Source organism: Lacimicrobium alkaliphilum (assembly GCF_002591895.1).
Lineage (GTDB): Bacteria > Pseudomonadota > Gammaproteobacteria > Enterobacterales > Alteromonadaceae > Lacimicrobium > Lacimicrobium alkaliphilum.
In genome coordinates, this window is the sequence record NZ_NISX01000013.1 from 60,558 (window position 1) to 78,400 (window position 17,843).

The following is a 17,843-nucleotide window of genomic DNA, read 5'->3' on the forward strand; positions in this document are numbered from 1 at the left end:
CAGCCAATTCGACCTCAAAATCAAGGATTCCAGAATGCGTCCAAGTGGCAGAACCGCTAATCAGATCCGCCCGGTAACCATAACCCGGCAGTTTACTCAGCATGCGGAAGGGTCCGTACTGATTGAGTTTGGTAATACAAAAGTTATTTGTACGGCAACCGTTGAAGAGGGTGTGCCTCGCTTTATGAAAGGCCAGGGTAAAGGTTGGGTGACGGCGGAGTACAGTATGCTACCGCGTTCAACCCATACCCGCAGTCAGCGCGAAGCTGCCAGAGGCAAACAGGGTGGGCGCACGTTGGAGATTCAGCGCCTAATCGCCAGAGCTTTGCGCGGAGCGGTGGATTTGAAACTACTGGGTGAGAATACCGTGATCATCGATTGTGATGTGATTCAGGCCGATGGCGGTACCCGCACTGCGTCAATTACCGGTGGCTGTGTGGCGCTGATGGATGCCCTGACCTGGATGCGTAGCAAAAAATTGATTAAGGCCAACCCGATGAAATATATGATTGCCGCAATTTCAGTGGGCATATATAAGGGTACGCCTATCGCTGACCTGGAATATCTTGAAGATTCTGCCGCTGAGACGGATATGAATGTAGTCATGGCCGACTCCGGTCAGTTGATTGAGGTTCAGGGTACAGCCGAAGAGGCTCCCTTTAGTTTCGATGAACTGCAGGAGATGATGGAGCTGTCAAAGCACGCCTTGCGGGAATTGTTTGATATCCAGCGCGCTGCCTTAAACTGAGGGTACCCGTATGCAGGACTACCAAAAAGCCTTTATCAAATTTGCCCTTGAACGGCAGGTATTGAAGTTCGGCCAGTTTACGCTCAAGTCAGGCCGTACCAGCCCCTATTTTTTTAACGCTGGGTTGTTTAATACGGGGCTCGATCTTGCACGTCTTGGCCAGTTTTACGCGGCGGCGTTGATCGACTCCGGTATTGATTACGATCTGCTGTTTGGCCCGGCGTATAAAGGTATTCCTATTGCTACCACTACGGCTGTAGCACTGGCCGACAAACATGGTATTGATAAGCCTTACTGCTTTAACCGCAAAGAAGCCAAAACCCACGGTGAAGGTGGCAATCTGGTGGGTAGTCCCCTTCACGGAAAAGTAATGCTGGTAGATGATGTGATCACCGCAGGTACTGCCATACGGGAGTCGATGGACATTATCCAGGCGCATGGTGCCAGCCTTGCCGGCGTGCTGATTGCTCTGGATCGTCAGGAAAAAGGCAAAGGTGAGCTTTCCGCTATTCAGGAAGTGGAGCGGGATTTCGGCACGAAAGTGGTTTCCATTGTCAGTCTGGAGGATGTCAGCCGTTATCTGGAACAGAGGCCTGATATGAAAGAGCATCTGGCTGCCATCTCTTCCTATCGGGATCAGTATGGCATCTGATTTCGACCATGCTGATCATAAGCTGGATACACTGGGGCTGCGTTGCCCGGAACCGGTAATGATGGTGAGGTTGCAGATGCGTAAACTGAACAATGGTGAGACCTTGTTGGTGTTGGCAGATGACCCCGCTACCACAAGAGATATACCCAGCTTCTGCCGTTTTATGGAGCATCGGCTGGTACACACCGATACAGAAGGTCAACCTTATCGTTACCTGATCCAAAAAGGGCTTTAGAACTTAAATCTCGTTCAATAGGTTCTGCCAACACAGCCTAACAGCAGCCGTCTGAGCCGACAGGCACTGCCGTGATCGCGGCAATGCAAATCTTCAGCGTGCAGATGATGGCGGCTCAACAGCCTCAGCAGGGTATCCTGATGAATGCGCAGATTGATAAAGGGATCCTGTCCTGTAACCTTTGTCGGATGCTCGTTGTTTTTAGCGCTGGAAGCCATGAGTGCCTTCCTAGTGTGTACTGATATTGATGGGTAAATGCCCGGATTCCGCTTTGGATTTGTCATGCCACAGCTCCCGCATTTTACCAGTGACAAGCGCAATACATCTGAACAGGGCTCCCAGCCGTGGCTTGTCACCCGTTATCAATTCTTTATTCAGCCGTTGATAACATAAATGTAAAACCTGCAGTGCTTTGTCATTATTCTCCAGTTTATCGAAGGTATCGCTGAGCAATATAGCGGAGGAAGTATAAATGACAATGGGATGCAGAGATTCAGCGTATTTATCGAGCAGAATTTCTGCAACCTCAAAGGCACTACCTGCATAAGCCAGTGCCACTGGCCAGGCATGATACTTACGGTGATGCTGCGTTGCTCCGAGAGACTGGTAGAAATGAACACGAGCGAACTCCGGATGGCGGTTAAACCAAACCCGATGAGAAGGGCAAAGAAAGTGAATCTGCATATCAGGCTCCTTGAAATACTCAAAGTACAATATCAAGTCTACCTAAATGATAATGATTATCAATAACGAATGTAAATAAAATAATAACACTGCGAGGTTTTCAACGAGGCTCGGGAAACGTGGGCGTAATGCTCAGGAAGGAACTAATGTCTGCCCTTCATCCCTGGACATCGCCGGGAACTTGTTCCTTACAATCCCGGCATACGACCGCCATGGAGGGCGGAAGTGCAGGTCATGCATGGAGCGATTACCTGCCCGTCCATCCCTGGACATCGCCGGGAACTTGTTCCCTACAATCCCGGCATACCGTCCATCCCTGGACATAAAAAAGCCGGCGCAAAAGGCCGGCTGTTAAATTCATATGATAATTCGTTGTGTTATTGCATAGCCCTTAGCATCCAGGCGGTTTTCTCGTGGATGCGCATCCGATCTGACACCAGTGCTGCAGTGGATTCATCATCCGCATTCTGCGCCATTTTCAGTACTTCACGAGAAGTTTTAACGACCTGTTCATGGCTTTTGGTGAGAATTTCAACCATGGCGCCAGCCCCCGGTACATCCTCGACTTCCTCTATAGATGTCAGTTTGGAAAAGGCCTTGTAGGTGCCGGGCGCAATCACTCCCAGCGTACGAATCCGTTCTGCGATATCGTCTACCGCCTCGGCTAATTCAATATAATGTTCTTCAAACATCAGGTGCAACTCACGGAACTGCGGTCCGGTTACATTCCAATGGAAGTTATGGGTTTGCAGGTACAGGCTATAGGAATCTGCCAACAAACGTTTCAGCCCTTCAGCGATATCCTGTCTGTCCTGTGTCGTAATACCAATATCTATCTTACTCATCTAAGTCTCCTTTTTGCGGGACATCTGGCTAAAGTATTTCAGCCAGAAAGTGAATTGGCTAATGGATCATAGCAATAGACTTAATCGTTTTTATTAATCGAGCTCAATATTTTTGCAATAAAAACTAATCAATCAGGGATTACAGCCTTCTCAGATTGGAGATAAACGGTGATTCGCCAGGGACGGATAATCGCGGCAATGCCTGTTTTACAAAGTCCAGAGCAAAGCGGGAGGGAAACGTAGTGGTAAACTTGACGATCTTGTCTTCCTGTACGAAAAAGAAATACGAGGCATAAAAAGGCTCGAGGCCATCTTTTTCTATCTTGGCATCCAGGTAGTAACCATTGAACTCTTTGTCCATCATGTTCCAGCTCAGGCGGATGTCATCGGTCATATGCAGCGGGGGGAGATTGAGGTCTGTTGCAAAGTCAGTGAGATTGTCTCTGAGTTTTTCTGTTTCTTCCTCCAGAATGGCATGAGTATCTTCAATATCACTGGTAGGAATAGGATAAACAGAGACCTCAATTTTATCATTGCTAAACGAGGGATCGCGGTAGGTCAGCATCGAACCTTCCAGCGGGTCGTTATATATTCGCCGTTCACTTAGTGAGAAGTTAGACACCTGTTCTGGGGCCTTGAGATCATCCTCGTAATCTTCTGACTTGAGGTTATGAGCGAGAAAGCCTGGACTAAACGCTTTTTGTTTTATGGCATCCTGCAAAAACTGACTAACCAGTTCTCCTGCAAAGGCTGCGTCATCACGTTTGCCGGTGCGGGAAATGATGTACTCATAATTTCTCAGTGGTAATCCTCGCCAGGCCAGCGTTACACGAGCCTGCATCTTGTTGCGTTTTTCCCTGTAGCTAAGGCTTGTAATCAGCAACTCATAGTCGGCGCCAGCCTCATCCGCAATAACCATCGGAAATAATGCCGTCTGTTGCAGGCTTTGCTGGAACAGAGCAGGATCCAGATCGTTTATCCTGCAATTCTGACGAGCCGGCTTGCGCTCACAGATTCGTTGTAATTCTGTGGTAGCGTCCTTATAGAATACCCCCAAAGCTGGCATCTCCTTTGCGTTGGCAACAGGAGGTAACTGAGCCTGCTCCTTCGTTGAGCTACAGGCTGTCAGAAACAGAACCAGTAATGGTGCTGCGAGTTGTATTCGGGGGGAAAATTTCATCCTTGAGCCTCTGATAATAGTGCGATGATGGATTCTATAAGCTGATGATTAAATATACTACAGATACTTGCCTCACAAAGATAATATTGAGCGTTAATCCCTGAACGCCCAATAGTGTTTTCATAAGCCTTTGGATCAGTTCATTTTAATAATTTGTCCATCTTTCATCACGAAACTGATATTGGTCATCAGGTTGATATCATCAACTGGATTACCTTTTACCGCTACCAGGTCAGCGAGTTTCCCTTTTTCGACGGTACCCAGGCTGTCCTGTACACCCAACAGCTCAGCTCCATGGTAGGTGGCGGCACGAATCGCTTCGATTGCAGGCATTCCTGCCTCCGTCATTAATCTGAATTCCTGACCGTTATCACCATGGGCCGATACGCCTGAATCTGTCCCAAACGCGATATTCACCCCGGCTTTATAGGCTCTGGAGAATGTTTCTTTAATTAACGGTCCGATGGTAGCGGCCTTGGGGCGCACCAGGTCCGGAAAGAATCCGTCAATTTTTGCTTTTTCAGCTACCCAGTCACCGGCCAGAACCGTAGGTACATAGTAGGTTCCATGCTTCTTCATCAGCGCAATGACTTCATCGTCCATATAAGTGCCGTGTTCAATAGAATGAACTCCGGCCTTTATGGCTCTGATCATGCCTTCTTTGCCATGTGCGTGCACGGCCACTTTCATATCGTAATCTTTGGCGGTATTGACGATAGCTTCCAGTTCATCGGTCATAAACTGTGGATTCTGGCCGCTTTTAGCCACACTCAGTACACCACCTGTGGCAGTAATTTTGATCAAATCGGCACCGTCTTTATAGCGTTGTCTTACCGCTTTTCTGGCATCCGCCACGCCATTAACTACCCCTTCCTGTGGGCCTGGATCGCCCATTAATACCCTGGCTCTTCCGTTGGTAGGGTCGGCATGGCCACCTGTAGTGGCGATGGATTTGGCGGCTGTATAAATGCGGGGGCCCTGCACCAATCCATTATCAATGGCCTTTCTTAATGCCACGGATTCATTATAGCTGTCTCCGAGGTTACGGATGGTGGTGAATCCCGCCTGCAACGTTTTATCGGCGTAATGTACGGCTTTAAAACTGTAATCTGCTTCATTAAGGGTGAAACGCTCCATATAAGCGCCCGGACCTTGCTGTGAACTGATATGAGTATGCATATCCATCAGGCCAGGCATCACGGTACTGTCTGAAAGATCCACAAGCTGATCATCATTTCCGGCTTTGGCGAAGCCTTGTTTAATATCAATGATGCGATTTTTGTCGACAATGACAGTCGCCTTTTCCAGGACCTTATTGTCTTTGGCAGTAATCAGCTTGCCGGCATGAATATAAGTAGCAGCATGAATGCTCAGGCTGCCAGACAACAGCGCCGCACTCAGGATAAGAGGAGTCATTTTCATATTGTTATTCTCTATGGTCAGTTAAGTGTTCCCGCTTCACATTAGGCCAGTTGTTGTGCCAGATCAAAGTCCGTTGTCGCAGTAAACAGTAGAATCAGGGCATTTCAATAATGGCGATGGTGAAGAATAATGTCGGTACTACAAGGGCAGCTTTTAAACAAATACAATCTGAGTGGCCCCCGCTACACTTCTTATCCAACCGCATTGCAGTTAGGCGACATTGACCCTGAAGTACTGGTTAGCAAATGCCGTGAAGCAACAGCCGGGTCTTTGTCCCTGTATCTGCACATCCCTTTTTGCCATTCTCTGTGTTACTACTGTGGCTGCAATAAGGTGATTACCCGTCAGGTTCATAAAGCTGAAGTCTATATGGGCTACCTGATGCGGGAAATCAGTGAGCAGAGTCAGGCCTTTACTGATAAAAAAGTCACCCAGATCCACTTTGGAGGAGGTACACCAACCTACCTGAGCGATGAGCAATTCACCAGACTGATGGCCCACATAAGAACAGCTTTCAGGGTCAGCGGGAAGGCGGAAATCAGCGTGGAAGTTGACCCGCGGCAGATGGCATTACCTCGCTTGCAACATTTATATGAGTTGGGTTTTAACCGCCTCAGTATCGGAGTTCAGGACTTTAACCCGGCGGTACAGCAAGCGGTTAACCGGGTTCAGGATGAGAGTCACATTTTTGCTCTGGTGACACTGGCCCGTGAGCTCGGTTATGCCTCTGTCAGCCTGGACCTAATCTATGGCTTACCACACCAGACACCGCAAAGTTTTGCTGAAACAATTGATAAAGTTCTGCAGATACGCCCGGACAGGCTCTCGGTTTTTAATTATGCACATATGCCAGATAAATTCGCTGCACAGCGCCGCATCGATGACAGCGTACTTCCGGACAGTGCTCAGCGCACTGCTATTTTTGGCACGGCCAGTGAATTACTCACCAAACAGGGTTACCTTTGTATTGGTATGGACCACTTTGCTTTACGGGATGACGAACTGGCAATCGCTCAGGAAGAAGGTTGTCTGCATCGTAACTTCCAGGGATATACGACACAGGGGGAATGCGACCTGCTTGGCCTTGGTGTCTCTGCAATCAGCCAGATAAATGGTTTGATCGTACAAAATGAAAAAGATCTTAAAACCTATTACAGGGCTATAGATGATGCCGGTAGCGCAACGGCGAAAGGCTACGAGCTCAGTGATGATGACAAAGTGAGAGCGGAAGTCATCAAGCAATTGATTTGTCATTTCCGGCTTTCATTTCAGTCCATTGAACAATCTTTTAACATTCGCTTTGGTGACTATTTTGCTGAGGAAATGCAGCGCTTAAAACAAATGGTTGCGGATGGCCTGTTAGATGTATCAGACAAAGAAATTAAAGTCTCCCAGGCAGGTCGGGCGCTGATCAGAGCAATCTGCATGCAGTTTGATCGCTATCTTCCGCTTTCCCGGCAAAAGGCATTCTCGCGCATTATCTGAGCTGCATCAAAAACTACCCGCTGGACACCTAATGCAGCAAATAGTGGCACGCCCTGAGCTGATCCTGCTCTCTCTCAACTTACTGTATCGGTATTAGCCAATCTATGCCGACGGACTTAAAATTTGCGGAACTTGTCTGGTAACCTACTGGTTTATCGTAATTTTTTGCTATGCTAAGGGGCTGTTTTGATGATTTTTACAGCAATAGGCCCCTTAAATGCGTCGCAATCAATCCCTGATTAATGAAGAGGTACCGTTCTCAGAGCAAGAGGAGCTGGTTTCCACTACCGATTTACGCGGTATTGTTACCTATGCCAATGACGCTTTCTGTCGTGTAGCCGGGTATGACAAAGATGAACTGGTGGGTAAAAATCATAATCTTGTACGCCATCCGGATATGCCCAAACAGGCGTTTAAGGATTTGTGGGACAAGCTCAATCAGGGCAAGGCCTGGCGGGGAATGGTTAAGAACCGTTGTAAGGATGGCCGTTATTACTGGGTTGATGCCTATGTCACACCGGTCTACCACAACAATGACAAGGTAGGGTATCAGTCAGTCAGGACTAAGCCGCAGCGTCAGTTGGTGGACAAAGCCGAACAGGCATATCGGGCGATTAACCGCGATAAGTTCAATGCCAGAGAAGTTGCCATCAATCAGAAATACCTGTTGGCTGGTGCCATAATCCTTACGGTATCTGCTTTGCTGTTCTGGTCTGGAGGAGTTTGGAGTGGCTTGTCAGGGTTGGTAATGGCCGCTGCATTGGGCGGCGTTTTCTGGGCCGAGATTATCCGCTCTCCGGCACGGGCAGCGTCTCTCCGGCAAGATTATGACAGCATCAGCCGCTTTATATATAGTGGTAAAGGCAGCCAGGGCGTATTTGATTTTCACCTGGGGTTGGGTAAAGCCAGATTACGCACGGTACTGGGCCGTATGCAGGATGCTTCGGCAAGTCTGGCGGGCGTGGCTCAACAGACCAGCACATCGGCTCATACTACCGCTCAGGGTATCGAACAGCAGAAGTTTGAAGTACAACAAATTGCCACTGCGATCACCGAAATGGCGGCAACCAGCCAGGAAATTGCCCGGAATACGGTTGAGACCTCAGGCAAAGTCAAAAATGCCAATGATCTTTGCGCCGGAGCTAAAGACAGTGTACTCAAAGGCAAGGGCAAGGTATCAAGCCTGGCGGAAGTCGTGGACCGGGCTGCCAGTTCTGCAAATCAACTGGTTGAGGAAGCCGATAAAGTTGCCAGTGTAATGGGCGAAATCGAAGCCATCGCTGACCAAACTAATCTGTTGGCGCTTAACGCTGCCATTGAGGCCGCCCGCGCCGGTGAAAGCGGACGGGGATTCTCTGTGGTGGCAGACGAAGTCAGAGCGTTGTCTACCCGGACTCAAACGTCTACCTCGAATATTCATAGTAGTTTGCAGAACATGCGTAACACACTGCAGCAATGGGTGGGCAGTATGGAGCAAAGCAGAGAGCAGGCCATGGAATGCGTCAGTGACGCGACAGAATCTGCCACCGCGATGGAAGATATTTACCGGGTAATGGCAGAGATATCCGATTACTCAGCGCAGATTGCTACGGCGTCCGAACAGCAGGAAAAGGTTTGTGAAGAGGTCAGTCGCAATATCGGCAATATTACCCAGGTTGCTGATGACAATACTCAGGTGGCACAGGGTATGGAGCGAAGTTCAGAAGAGCTGCGGGGCAATATCGATAAAATTGCCGCGATGGTTAAAACCTTCGGCGATTAATGATGTGTCACGTCATTCAGAGCAGGCCCAGGCTGAACGGATAGTCACCGCTGTGCAGCATCAAATGGGTTTTTCCCTGTTGTTGCTGCGGCTGGCCTAAATCAACGAGCTGGTAAAACAGGTTCTGATGCAATCGGCCATACAGGTTTCGCCTCACCAATGCGTAGGGTAATAGATCCCCGTTGACTCTGTCCTGTTGAAGTTCAACGGGATGTTCCCGGCTGACGATAAAACTGTCTCCGATATTTGAAGTGAACACTAACTTATCTTCTTCTTTGCGCCAGTTAGTAATAACAAAAGGTACATCTTCAACTTCGATAGCAACTTTTTCCACCGGCGTGACGAGGAAATAACGGTCCCTTTCCTTTTTCAGCACCCCGGCAAAAAGTCGTACCAGCGCCTGGCGTCCAATGGGCGACCCCATATAGTGCCAACTGCCATCATGTTTAATGGTGATATCCATTTCACCACAATAAGGCGGATCCCACTTATCCACTGGCGGCAACTTTTCATCTGCTGTCGCCAGTTGTTTCTGGATCTGTTCGAGTTTCATACTATCGGTTTGCGAGAACGTCCCGAATTTCCCTGAGCTTAGCCTTGATCACCCGCATATTCTCCGGGCCGGTTCGCAGCAGCTGTTTCTGTGGTGCAGAGAGCGCTTCCAGGCGTTCATCTTTGTATTTATACATCACACTTTCTGTTGTCACTTCCACAGGCATGGGAACCTCGGGTGTATCCAGCAGATGATCAATGGCTTCTGTCAGCACATTGTCAAAATCCTCTGAGCCAGCACTGATCTCGGCAAAAATGTCTCTGATTGCCGGTTTATAGTCTTCATAAATGGCAATCATCTGTTCCGTTTCCATGCTCTCCATCGCTTCAACATAGGGGGTGTAGCGTTTATAACTGGCAGCGTCTATCCATTCTTTACCAGCCTGGCGATACACCCTGAATTCCTGAGCTGGTGGTTGCAGAACCTGGTGATTGGCGGCCAGTTTCTGATCAGCCAGATTGGCACTGAAAACCACAAAACGACGTAACAGCTCTTCATCTACAATCAGCCGGGCTATGGCTTCATAGGTTCCGGTTTCAACAATGGCGGTTTTAATTGCGGCATCGCTGATATCCAGTGGCTCCGGCTCTGGCACGGGTTCCGGCTCAGGCACGGGTTCAGGCTCGGGCATGGGTTCAGGTTCAGGCATGGGCTCCGGCTCAGGTACTGGCTCCGGTTGTGGTATTTGTTCCTGTTCCGGCTCCGATGGTTCTGGCAGCGGAGCGTCATCTTTAGGCCAAAGAAATAGCGCAACAAGCAGGACGATTACCAACCCTGCAATAGCAAAATGGGGAAGCAGAGATTTTTTTTCAGTATTGTCATTGTCTGTCATAACAACTCGCCTTTTCAGCTGGATGGAGATACCCAAATGATCTCAAAAATTTAAACAGGAATCTGAGGTTACCTGAACTATAGAGTCTATCAGTTAAGACTGAGAATGCACCTTGTCTGTTACACAATCCAGCCATTGAAGCGAAATAAAGATGCCATATTACCTGATTCGTCTGAACTGATAATTGGATTGAAGAGTATATAAAAAGGGTAATATAAGGAGAATATAGTGAACATTCAGTTGGCTCTTTTACGTCAGGATAACCCCGTTATCGAAAAAGTATGGGTACTGTCCTTCGAAATGAGTGTGTATTTGGTGAAAATTTCAGTCGATGGCAAGCATGGCCTGGTCTATGATAATCATGGCAAGGCGATGAAGTTCACCAGTCTTGGCCAGATTCGTGATGTATTTGCCGATTTCGTTATTGTTCAGGCTGAGTTGGTTCATCAGTCAGCATATGGTGAAATGATTGGCGCTGCGGAAGAGCCTGACAACACCATGAGGCTACCGATTCGCCTGGGTCAGAATCTTTGACTGTAAAGTTTTAAGTATACAGTTTTTTACGGGTGAGCGATTACCTTATAACCAAACGGCCTTGTTTATCACTTTTATAAGAGTATCCTAATATAAGGATTTGACTTCTGGAGGATAAATGTCTGAATTTAACTGGCAACGGGCCGTAATTAAAGTGGGTAGTGCACTGATTTCACCAGATGGGCATCAGTGCAGTGCCAAATACTTACTGGCCATCGCCAGGTTCATTACCGAGAGTCGTGAACAAGGTAAACAGGTTATCATCGTGTCATCGGGTAGTGTGGCTGCGGGCCGCAGTGTTATAGCGCACAAGACGCATCCCTCTATCGCTGAGAAGCAGGCCATGGCCGCCGTAGGGCAGATGCAGATGATGGAAAACTGGTCCCGTTTCTTTGATTTTCCCTGTGCTCAGGTATTGCTGACCTATGATGATTTTCATGACAGATCCCGTTATGTAAACATTAAAAATACAGTCAGAGAGTTGTTGAACAACAACGTGCTACCTATCGTAAACGAGAATGACACCACATCTGTCGATGTTCTCAAGGTGGGTGACAATGACAATCTTGCCGCGTATGCGGCAATGGTCGCTGAGGCCGATACGTTGGTCATCTGTTCTGATATTGATGGCCTGTATGATGCAGACCCACGTATTAATCCTCAGGCAAAACTGATCCCAGTGGTTAACAATATTGATGGCACTATTTATGAGCTGGCTGGTGGCCCCGGCAGCAAAGTGGGCACGGGTGGCATGCGTACAAAAATTGAAGCAGCTGATAAATGTGCAGAGAGTGGTATTCAGACTCTTATTGTTAATGGCAGCAAAGGTGAAGTCTTCGATGCGCTGCTTGACGGCCGTATTCCGGGAACCCGCTTTGTGCCTGGAAAAACACCGGACACGGCAAAAGAACAGTGGCTCAAACATACGCTTATTGCCACTGGCCGTATCGAAGTGGATCAGGGGGCCAAAAAAGCCCTTATTCAGACGGGCGCATCCCTGCTGCCTGTTGGTATCAGTGGTGTGGAAGGTGATTTCACTGCCGGTGACGCGGTAGAAATCTGCCACAATAACGTACCTTTTGCTAAGGGTGTTGCCCTCTACAGTGCTGCAGACCTGAACGCCATTAAAGGCTTATACAGTGACGATTTCGAGAGTGTCATTGGTTACTCTTCAGGTGAAGCTGCTGTACACCGGGATGATTTGGCACTGCTCTAGAGCCTGTTCGTATCCCTGAATTTATTTTTCAGCCTGCCGGCATTTGCCGAGCGGGCTGTTTTCCGACAAAGGAGAAAACATGACATTTTCAATTAAGCAGATGGCGCAAAAAGCGAGAGTCGCTTCCCGCCAGTTAGCAAAACTGACCTCAAGCAAGAAAAATGCGGTGTTGCATAGCATCGCTGACAATCTGGAGTCGATGACGGACAGTATCCTTGAAGCCAACAAGAAAGATCTTGAAGCGGGTCGTCAGGCCGATTTGGCTGAATCCATGATCGACCGGCTGACACTGAGTAAAGACGCGATAGCCAATATTGCCGATGCAGTGCGCCAGATTGCAGCGCAGGATGATCCTGTAGGCAGTATCCGGGACATTCAACGCCAGCCAAGTGGTATTGAAGTGGGTAAAATGCGCATTCCTCTGGGTGTTGTAGCGATGATTTATGAATCACGCCCGAATGTGACAATTGATGCGGCGGCTCTGTGCTTTAAAGCCGGTAATGCAGTGGTGTTGCGTGGTGGTAAAGAAGCGCTGCATTCCAATCTGGCGCTGGCAGAATGTATTAAAGCGGCATTACAGGCTCATAGTGTTGATCCCAACGTGGTGGTGGTAGTGCCGGATCCTGACCGTGCAATCATGAACGAGTTAATGACTCTGAATGAAGAGATTGATCTGATCATTCCTCGGGGCGGTGAAGGCTTGATCCGATTCGTGTCTGAAAACAGCCGTATTCCGGTTATTCAGCATTATAAAGGTGTGTGCCACCTTTATGTGGATAGCGCTGCGGATGAGGCCAAGGCACTGGGTCTGCTGCAAAATGGTAAAACTCAGCGTACCGGAGTGTGTAATGCGCTGGAGACATTACTTGTGCATAAGGATATCGCGCCGAGTTTCCTGCCAATGGCTGCTGCAATGCTGGCTGAACATAAGGTCAGAGTGCATGCCTGCGAACAGAGTATTGACTATTTTGAGGGTGCAGAGCCCGCCACGGAGGAAGACTGGGATACAGAGTACCTGGCATTGGAGATTGCTGTGCGCGTCATTGATAGTTTCGATCATGCGGTTGAGCATCTTGAGCAATACAGCTCCGGTCATACTGAAGTGATTGCCACCCAGGATTACTCCCGTGCACAACAGTTTATCCGCAGTATTAATTCCGCTGTGGTAATGGCCAATGCCTCGTCTCGTTTCTCAGATGGCGGTGAGCTGGGCTTGGGGGCAGAGATTGGTATCTCTACCAGTAAACTCCATGCTTATGGCCCGATGGGCGCAGAATCCCTGACTACCGAGAAGTTTATTGTTCTGGGTGACGGCCATATTCGCCAGTAAGCCCGCCGTGTAAAAAGTCTCAGGGCACCATTCGGTGCCCTTACTCATTGTCGCTGCTCATTCTTTTCCCTCCCAAAGTCAGCAGGAATAAGTAACCTTTCCCATATCTTAATTCGCTTATATTCCATCTGATTTTCAGGTCTGCTTTGATATCGGCACAAAAGTCTCTAGAATCCGTTGCATAATTCAGATTTGAGATCACCCATGCCTGTTATCAAAGAACTGTTTGAGAAAAATCGCCAATGGGCAGAACGGACCGTTGAGTCAGAGCCGGATTTTTTTAAGAAGCTTTCTGAGCAGCAGACCCCGGAATATCTGTGGATTGGCTGTGCTGACAGCAGGGTACCGGCTAACCAGTTGTTGGATCTGTTGCCGGGCGATATTTTTGTTCATCGTAATGTGGCTAATCTGGTCATTCATACTGATCTGAATTGTCTGTCTGTGCTCCAGTATGCCGTTGAAGTGCTCAAGGTTAAGCATATTATCGTCTGTGGTCACTATGGTTGTGGTGGCGTGGAAGCGGCGCTGGCAAACAGGCAACTGGGCCTGATTGATAACTGGCTGGCTCATATTCAGGATATTGCGACTTATCACTGGCAGGCATTAGAGCCATTGCCGCAGGAAGAGCGGGTGCAGAAGCTCTGTGAGTTGAATGTGCTGGAACAGGCACGCAATATAAAACGCACCTCTATTGTTCGGGACGCGCTCGCCCGTGGCCAGGATTTGCGAGTCCATAGCTGGATCTACAGTCTGCGTAACGGTCGTCTAACGGATGTGGAAGCCAAATATCGCGAAGCTGAACAGAAGTAAAACGGATGTCACAGAGAATTGCCGGACTGTTTATTTACCCGATTAAATCTACCCGTGGATTGCAACTATCCCGCTCAGTGGTAACTGCTGAAGGGTTGGCCCTGGATCGACGTTTTATGCTGGCTGATCGCAAAGGTCGCATGCTCACTGGCAGGGCATTGCCAAAACTGGTGCAGGTAAAAGCCACGCCGCTAAGTGACGGTCTGCTGGTCACTCACCCGAATATGCCGCCTCTTGAACTGCACTATCCGCAGTTCTCTGGCGATGGCATTGAAACCCATGTGTGGAAGGATAAATTCAGCGGCCTGGCGACCCATCAGCAGGCGGACGACTGGTTTTCAGCGCTGTTGGGCCGTGATTGCCAGCTGCTCTATACCGGCAATGAATCCCCGCGATTCAGTCAAAGTGCGGATACTCATGTCAGTTTCGCCGACGGATATCCGTTGCTGGTGATTTCACAAGCGTCACTAGAGGCACTCAATCAACGTTTAGCGCAGCCCCACCGGATGGAACAATTCAGACCTAATCTGGTCGTGACAGGAACAGAGCCCTTTGCTGAGGACAACTGGGAGCGGATCCGCATCGGTGAGGTGGAGCTGCGCCTGGACAATCCCTGTAGCCGCTGTATTTTCACTACCCGGGATCCGAAAAACGGAGAATTTATTGGCAATCAGGAACCACTGAAGGCACTTTCCCTTTTTCGTAAAGAACAGAACGGCAAAATCAATTTTGGTATGAATGCGACGGTGATCAAAGGCGGGTTACTGGAGCAGGATTCTGAAATAGAAGTGCTGGAGACAAGAGTTGCTGAGCATTATGTAGCGTCGAATTGATTCGACCATCGCTATTAGCCTGGTATTAAAACTCAGCGTTCTCTGCGACTCAGCGGTGAGATTCTGCAAAAAAAAGCCCGGCCAAATTGACCGGGCAACAGGTGCCAGGCACCTAACGACAGAAAATGGGAGTAATTTTCTGCAGACTTGCTTAACTGTTTTCCACAATGGCTTTCATATCTGTCATATAGCCGCGAAGGGTATCCCCTATTTTCTCAACAGGATGCTGACGAATGGCAGCATTAACCTGCACCAGCGCTCTGTTATCTACACTGTGAGAATCCAGATTCAGCCCCTTGCCTATCAGATCCGTATCGATTTTTGGCATAAACTTCTCCGCCAGCAGCGGCATTGCTGCATTGGCAAAAAGGTAGTTGCCGTATTCTGCGGTGTCTGAAATGACAACGTTCATCTCGTACAAGCGCTTACGGGCAATGGTGTTGGCAATTAGCGGAGTTTCGTGCAGCGATTCGTAATAAGCTGACTCTGGCAACATGCCGGATTCCACCATCACATCGAAAGCAAGCTCAACACCCGCCTTGATCATAGCCACCAGCAAAATACCTTTGTCGAAGAATTCCTGCTCATCAATCTTGCCATTGTATTCAGGTGTTTGCTCGAACGCACTCTGACGAGTCTGTTCCCGCCATTTGAGCAAATTGGCATCGCCGTCAGCCCAATCCTGCATCATGGTGCGAGAAAACTCACCGCTGAGAATGTCATCCTGATGTTTTTCAAACAAAGGGCGAAGCAAGGTTTTGAGCTCTTCTGACAATGCCTGAGCCTTAAGCTTGGCCGGATTAGACAGTCTGTCCATCATATTGGTGATGCCACCAATCTTCAGTGCCTCAGTTACCGCCTGTAATCCATATTGTATCAATGCAGCTGCGTAGGCCCTATCGATGCCATCATCCACCATCTTATCAAAGGCAAGCAGTGCCGCAGTTTGCTGCATACCGCAAAGGATTGTTTGCTCGCCCATCAGGTCAGATTTCACTTCCGCTACAAAAGACGACTCGAGCACCCCTGCTCTGTCACCGCCTGTAGCCGATGCCAGGGCTTTGGCGATATCCAGGCCCTGACCCTGGGGATCATTCTCAGGATGTACAGCAATCAGTGTCGGAACGCCGAATCCGCGTTTGTATTCTTCGCGAACTTCAGTGCCCGGGCACTTAGGTGCACACATGACTACTGTGATGTCGTCGCGGATTTGCTGGCCTTCTTCGACAATATTAAAACCATGAGAATAGGATAGCGTGGCGCCTTTTTTCATCAGCGGCATAACCGCTTCAATCACATTGGCATGCTGCTTATCCGGGGTCAGGTTGTAGACCAGATCTGCCTGGGGGATAAGCTGTTGGTAGGTTCCTACAGTAAAGTCGTTACTGCTGGCGCGAACATAAGATTCACGCTTCTCTTCAATGGCGCTCTGACGCAGTGCGTAGGCCACATCCAGACCAGAATCGCGCATATTCAGACCCTGATTCAGGCCCTGAGCGCCACAACCGACGATGACAATTTTCTTGCCTTTAAGGAAATCACAACCGGAGTTGAATTCTTCCCGGTCCATAAAACGACAGCGACCGAGCTGGTCCAGCTGCTCTCTGAGTTTCAGAGAATTAAAATAATTTGCCATTTCTTGCTCCAAATGCCCTGACAAAATTTCAGGACTGAGAATCTTCTTCTTACAAGCCAGTGACGTACTTGTATGTTGCAGCCGATAATAGACTAGCCACCACGTTGAATAAAATGATATATATGCAACATAGTGTTGCAATAACTGAAATATACTATGGATATCCGCTCTCTTCAGCTGTTTCAGCATCTGGCTACCAGTTTGCACTTCGCGAAAACGGCAGAAGCCATGTTTGTCTCTCCCTCCACACTCAGCCGCTCTATTCAGAGGTTGGAACAGGAATGCGGCACAAGTCTTTTTGTGCGTGATAATCGCAATGTGCGGTTAACTGCTGCGGGCAGTCAATTACTGGATTTCAGTAGCCGGACCTTACGGGAATGGCAGGATGTTAAGACAGCTATTCAGCGGCAGAGCCAGGTGGTACAGGGAGAGCTTTCGCTATTTTGTTCGGTTACTGCCAGCTATAGTCACCTGCCCGCATTGCTGGAACGTTTTCGCCACCGCTATCCACAGGTTGAAATAAAACTGACCACCGGCGATCCGGCTACATCGGTAGAGAAAGTCCGCACTAAACAGGTTGATCTGGCTATTGCGGTTGAATCGCCGGAATTTGCTGATGAACTCAGTTTTCAGCATCTGGATACTTTGCCGCTGGTGCTGATTTGCCCTTCATATCTGGGATTTACCCAATTGCAGCAGATTGACTGGCGAAAGGTAGCAATGGTGCTGCCGGAGTCCGGTCCTTCCCGCCGAATAGTTCATCACTGGCTGGCAGAGCGCGGTATCAGGCCCAATGTGTATGCTTCTGTGGCCGGAAATGAAGCTATCGTCAGTATGGTGGCGCTGGGATGCGGTATTGGAATCGTGCCGCGCCCGGTGGTAGAGCAGTCGGTGCTGGCGAATCAGATCAGTATTATTTCCCTGCCGGATATTGAGTCATTTAAACTGGGCATCTGTTGTCTGCATGAACGGTCATCAGAACCCCTTATTCAGGCACTGATGGCACAGATATGAACCTGGCCGGTACATTCGCCAGTTAACTCCCGTTCAGATACTATGCACTTCCCTGATACGGATTGACCCTGA

Annotated in this window: 19 protein-coding genes; 11 read left to right on the forward strand and 8 right to left on the reverse strand. The window is 48.8% G+C overall.

Annotated elements, in window-relative coordinates:
* Positions 1-34 precede the first annotated feature (34 nt).
* Genes rph through tusA form a run of 3 tightly spaced genes read left to right on the forward strand, consistent with a single transcriptional unit; the run spans position 35 to position 1,635 of the window.
* A complete protein-coding gene (gene rph, locus CDA54_RS13085; protein ID WP_099035547.1) occupies positions 35-748 on the forward strand; it encodes a ribonuclease PH in 714 nt (237 codons plus the stop codon).
* Between the two features lie 10 nt (positions 749-758).
* Positions 759-1,400: an orotate phosphoribosyltransferase gene (gene pyrE / locus CDA54_RS13090; RefSeq protein ID WP_099035467.1), complete on the forward strand. Its 642-nt coding sequence runs from the start codon at positions 759-761 to the stop codon at positions 1,398-1,400.
* A complete protein-coding gene (gene tusA, locus CDA54_RS13095; protein ID WP_099035468.1) occupies positions 1,390-1,635 on the forward strand; it encodes a sulfurtransferase TusA in 246 nt (81 codons plus the stop codon). Before pyrE ends, tusA begins: the two co-directional genes overlap by 11 nt.
* A 14-nt stretch (positions 1,636-1,649) precedes the next feature.
* Here tusA and CDA54_RS13100 read toward each other — a convergent pair whose 3' ends face one another.
* The 5 genes from CDA54_RS13100 to CDA54_RS13120 form a co-directional block, all read right to left on the reverse strand.
* Positions 1,650-1,853 carry a hypothetical protein gene (locus tag CDA54_RS13100; RefSeq protein ID WP_099035469.1) on the reverse strand — a complete coding sequence of 68 codons (204 nt, stop codon included), beginning with the start codon at positions 1,851-1,853 and terminating at the stop codon, positions 1,650-1,652.
* A gap of 10 nt (positions 1,854-1,863) precedes the next feature.
* Entirely contained in the window at positions 1,864-2,319 is a 456-nt protein-coding gene (locus tag CDA54_RS13105) for a hypothetical protein (RefSeq protein ID WP_099035470.1), read from the reverse strand.
* A gap of 377 nt (positions 2,320-2,696) precedes the next feature.
* Entirely contained in the window at positions 2,697-3,164 is a 468-nt protein-coding gene (locus CDA54_RS13110) for a Dps family protein (protein WP_099035471.1), read from the reverse strand.
* A gap of 139 nt (positions 3,165-3,303) precedes the next feature.
* Positions 3,304-4,344: a hypothetical protein gene (locus tag CDA54_RS13115; protein ID WP_099035472.1), complete on the reverse strand. Its 1,041-nt coding sequence runs from the start codon at positions 4,342-4,344 to the stop codon at positions 3,304-3,306.
* 135 nt (positions 4,345-4,479) lie between these two features.
* Positions 4,480-5,760: a metal-dependent hydrolase family protein gene (locus CDA54_RS13120; RefSeq protein WP_099035548.1), complete on the reverse strand. Its 1,281-nt coding sequence runs from the start codon at positions 5,758-5,760 to the stop codon at positions 4,480-4,482.
* Between the two features lie 135 nt (positions 5,761-5,895).
* Between CDA54_RS13120 and hemN the strand changes: the two genes are divergently transcribed.
* The gene (hemN, locus tag CDA54_RS13125; protein ID WP_099035473.1) at positions 5,896-7,251 is read left to right on the forward strand and encodes an oxygen-independent coproporphyrinogen III oxidase; all 1,356 of its coding nucleotides are present in this window, start codon (positions 5,896-5,898) and stop codon (positions 7,249-7,251) included.
* Between the two features lie 217 nt (positions 7,252-7,468).
* Positions 7,469-9,013, forward strand: a complete 1,545-nt coding sequence (locus CDA54_RS13130) for a methyl-accepting chemotaxis protein (RefSeq protein ID WP_099035474.1) — start codon at positions 7,469-7,471, stop codon at positions 9,011-9,013.
* Between the two features lie 16 nt (positions 9,014-9,029).
* Here the strand turns inward: CDA54_RS13130 and CDA54_RS13135 are convergent, their stop codons facing one another.
* Positions 9,030-9,566 (reverse strand): DUF1285 domain-containing protein, encoded by a 537-nt coding sequence (locus CDA54_RS13135; RefSeq protein WP_099035475.1) that lies wholly within the window; start codon positions 9,564-9,566, stop codon positions 9,030-9,032.
* A gap of 1 nt (position 9,567) precedes the next feature.
* On the reverse strand, positions 9,568-10,398 hold the full coding sequence (locus CDA54_RS13140; protein WP_099035476.1) for a DUF3014 domain-containing protein: 831 nt from the start codon (positions 10,396-10,398) through the stop codon (positions 9,568-9,570).
* 228 nt (positions 10,399-10,626) lie between these two features.
* Here CDA54_RS13140 and CDA54_RS13145 point away from each other — a divergent pair, with 228 nt between their 5' ends.
* From CDA54_RS13145 to CDA54_RS13165, 5 genes are all read left to right on the forward strand, one after another.
* Positions 10,627-10,932, forward strand: coding sequence for a DUF6482 family protein (locus CDA54_RS13145; RefSeq protein WP_229748159.1), 306 nt, complete (start codon positions 10,627-10,629; stop codon positions 10,930-10,932).
* Positions 10,933-11,050: 118 nt separating this feature from the next.
* Positions 11,051-12,148, forward strand: coding sequence for a glutamate 5-kinase (gene proB, locus CDA54_RS13150; protein ID WP_099035478.1), 1,098 nt, complete (start codon positions 11,051-11,053; stop codon positions 12,146-12,148).
* Between the two features lie 79 nt (positions 12,149-12,227).
* Positions 12,228-13,478 (forward strand): glutamate-5-semialdehyde dehydrogenase, encoded by a 1,251-nt coding sequence (locus tag CDA54_RS13155; RefSeq protein WP_099035479.1) that lies wholly within the window; start codon positions 12,228-12,230, stop codon positions 13,476-13,478.
* Between the two features lie 204 nt (positions 13,479-13,682).
* Positions 13,683-14,288 (forward strand): carbonate dehydratase, encoded by a 606-nt coding sequence (can, locus tag CDA54_RS13160; protein ID WP_099035480.1) that lies wholly within the window; start codon positions 13,683-13,685, stop codon positions 14,286-14,288.
* 5 nt (positions 14,289-14,293) lie between these two features.
* Positions 14,294-15,121, forward strand: a complete 828-nt coding sequence (locus CDA54_RS13165; RefSeq protein ID WP_099035481.1) for an MOSC domain-containing protein — start codon at positions 14,294-14,296, stop codon at positions 15,119-15,121.
* Positions 15,122-15,272: 151 nt separating this feature from the next.
* On the opposite strand, the gene ilvC is transcribed toward CDA54_RS13165, so the two are convergent.
* Positions 15,273-16,757: a ketol-acid reductoisomerase gene (gene ilvC, locus CDA54_RS13170; RefSeq protein ID WP_099035482.1), complete on the reverse strand. Its 1,485-nt coding sequence runs from the start codon at positions 16,755-16,757 to the stop codon at positions 15,273-15,275.
* Positions 16,758-16,913: 156 nt separating this feature from the next.
* On the opposite strand from ilvC, the gene ilvY reads away from it, so the two are divergent.
* Entirely contained in the window at positions 16,914-17,771 is an 858-nt protein-coding gene (gene ilvY / locus CDA54_RS13175; protein WP_099035483.1) for an HTH-type transcriptional activator IlvY, read from the forward strand.
* Positions 17,772-17,843 lie beyond the last annotated feature (72 nt).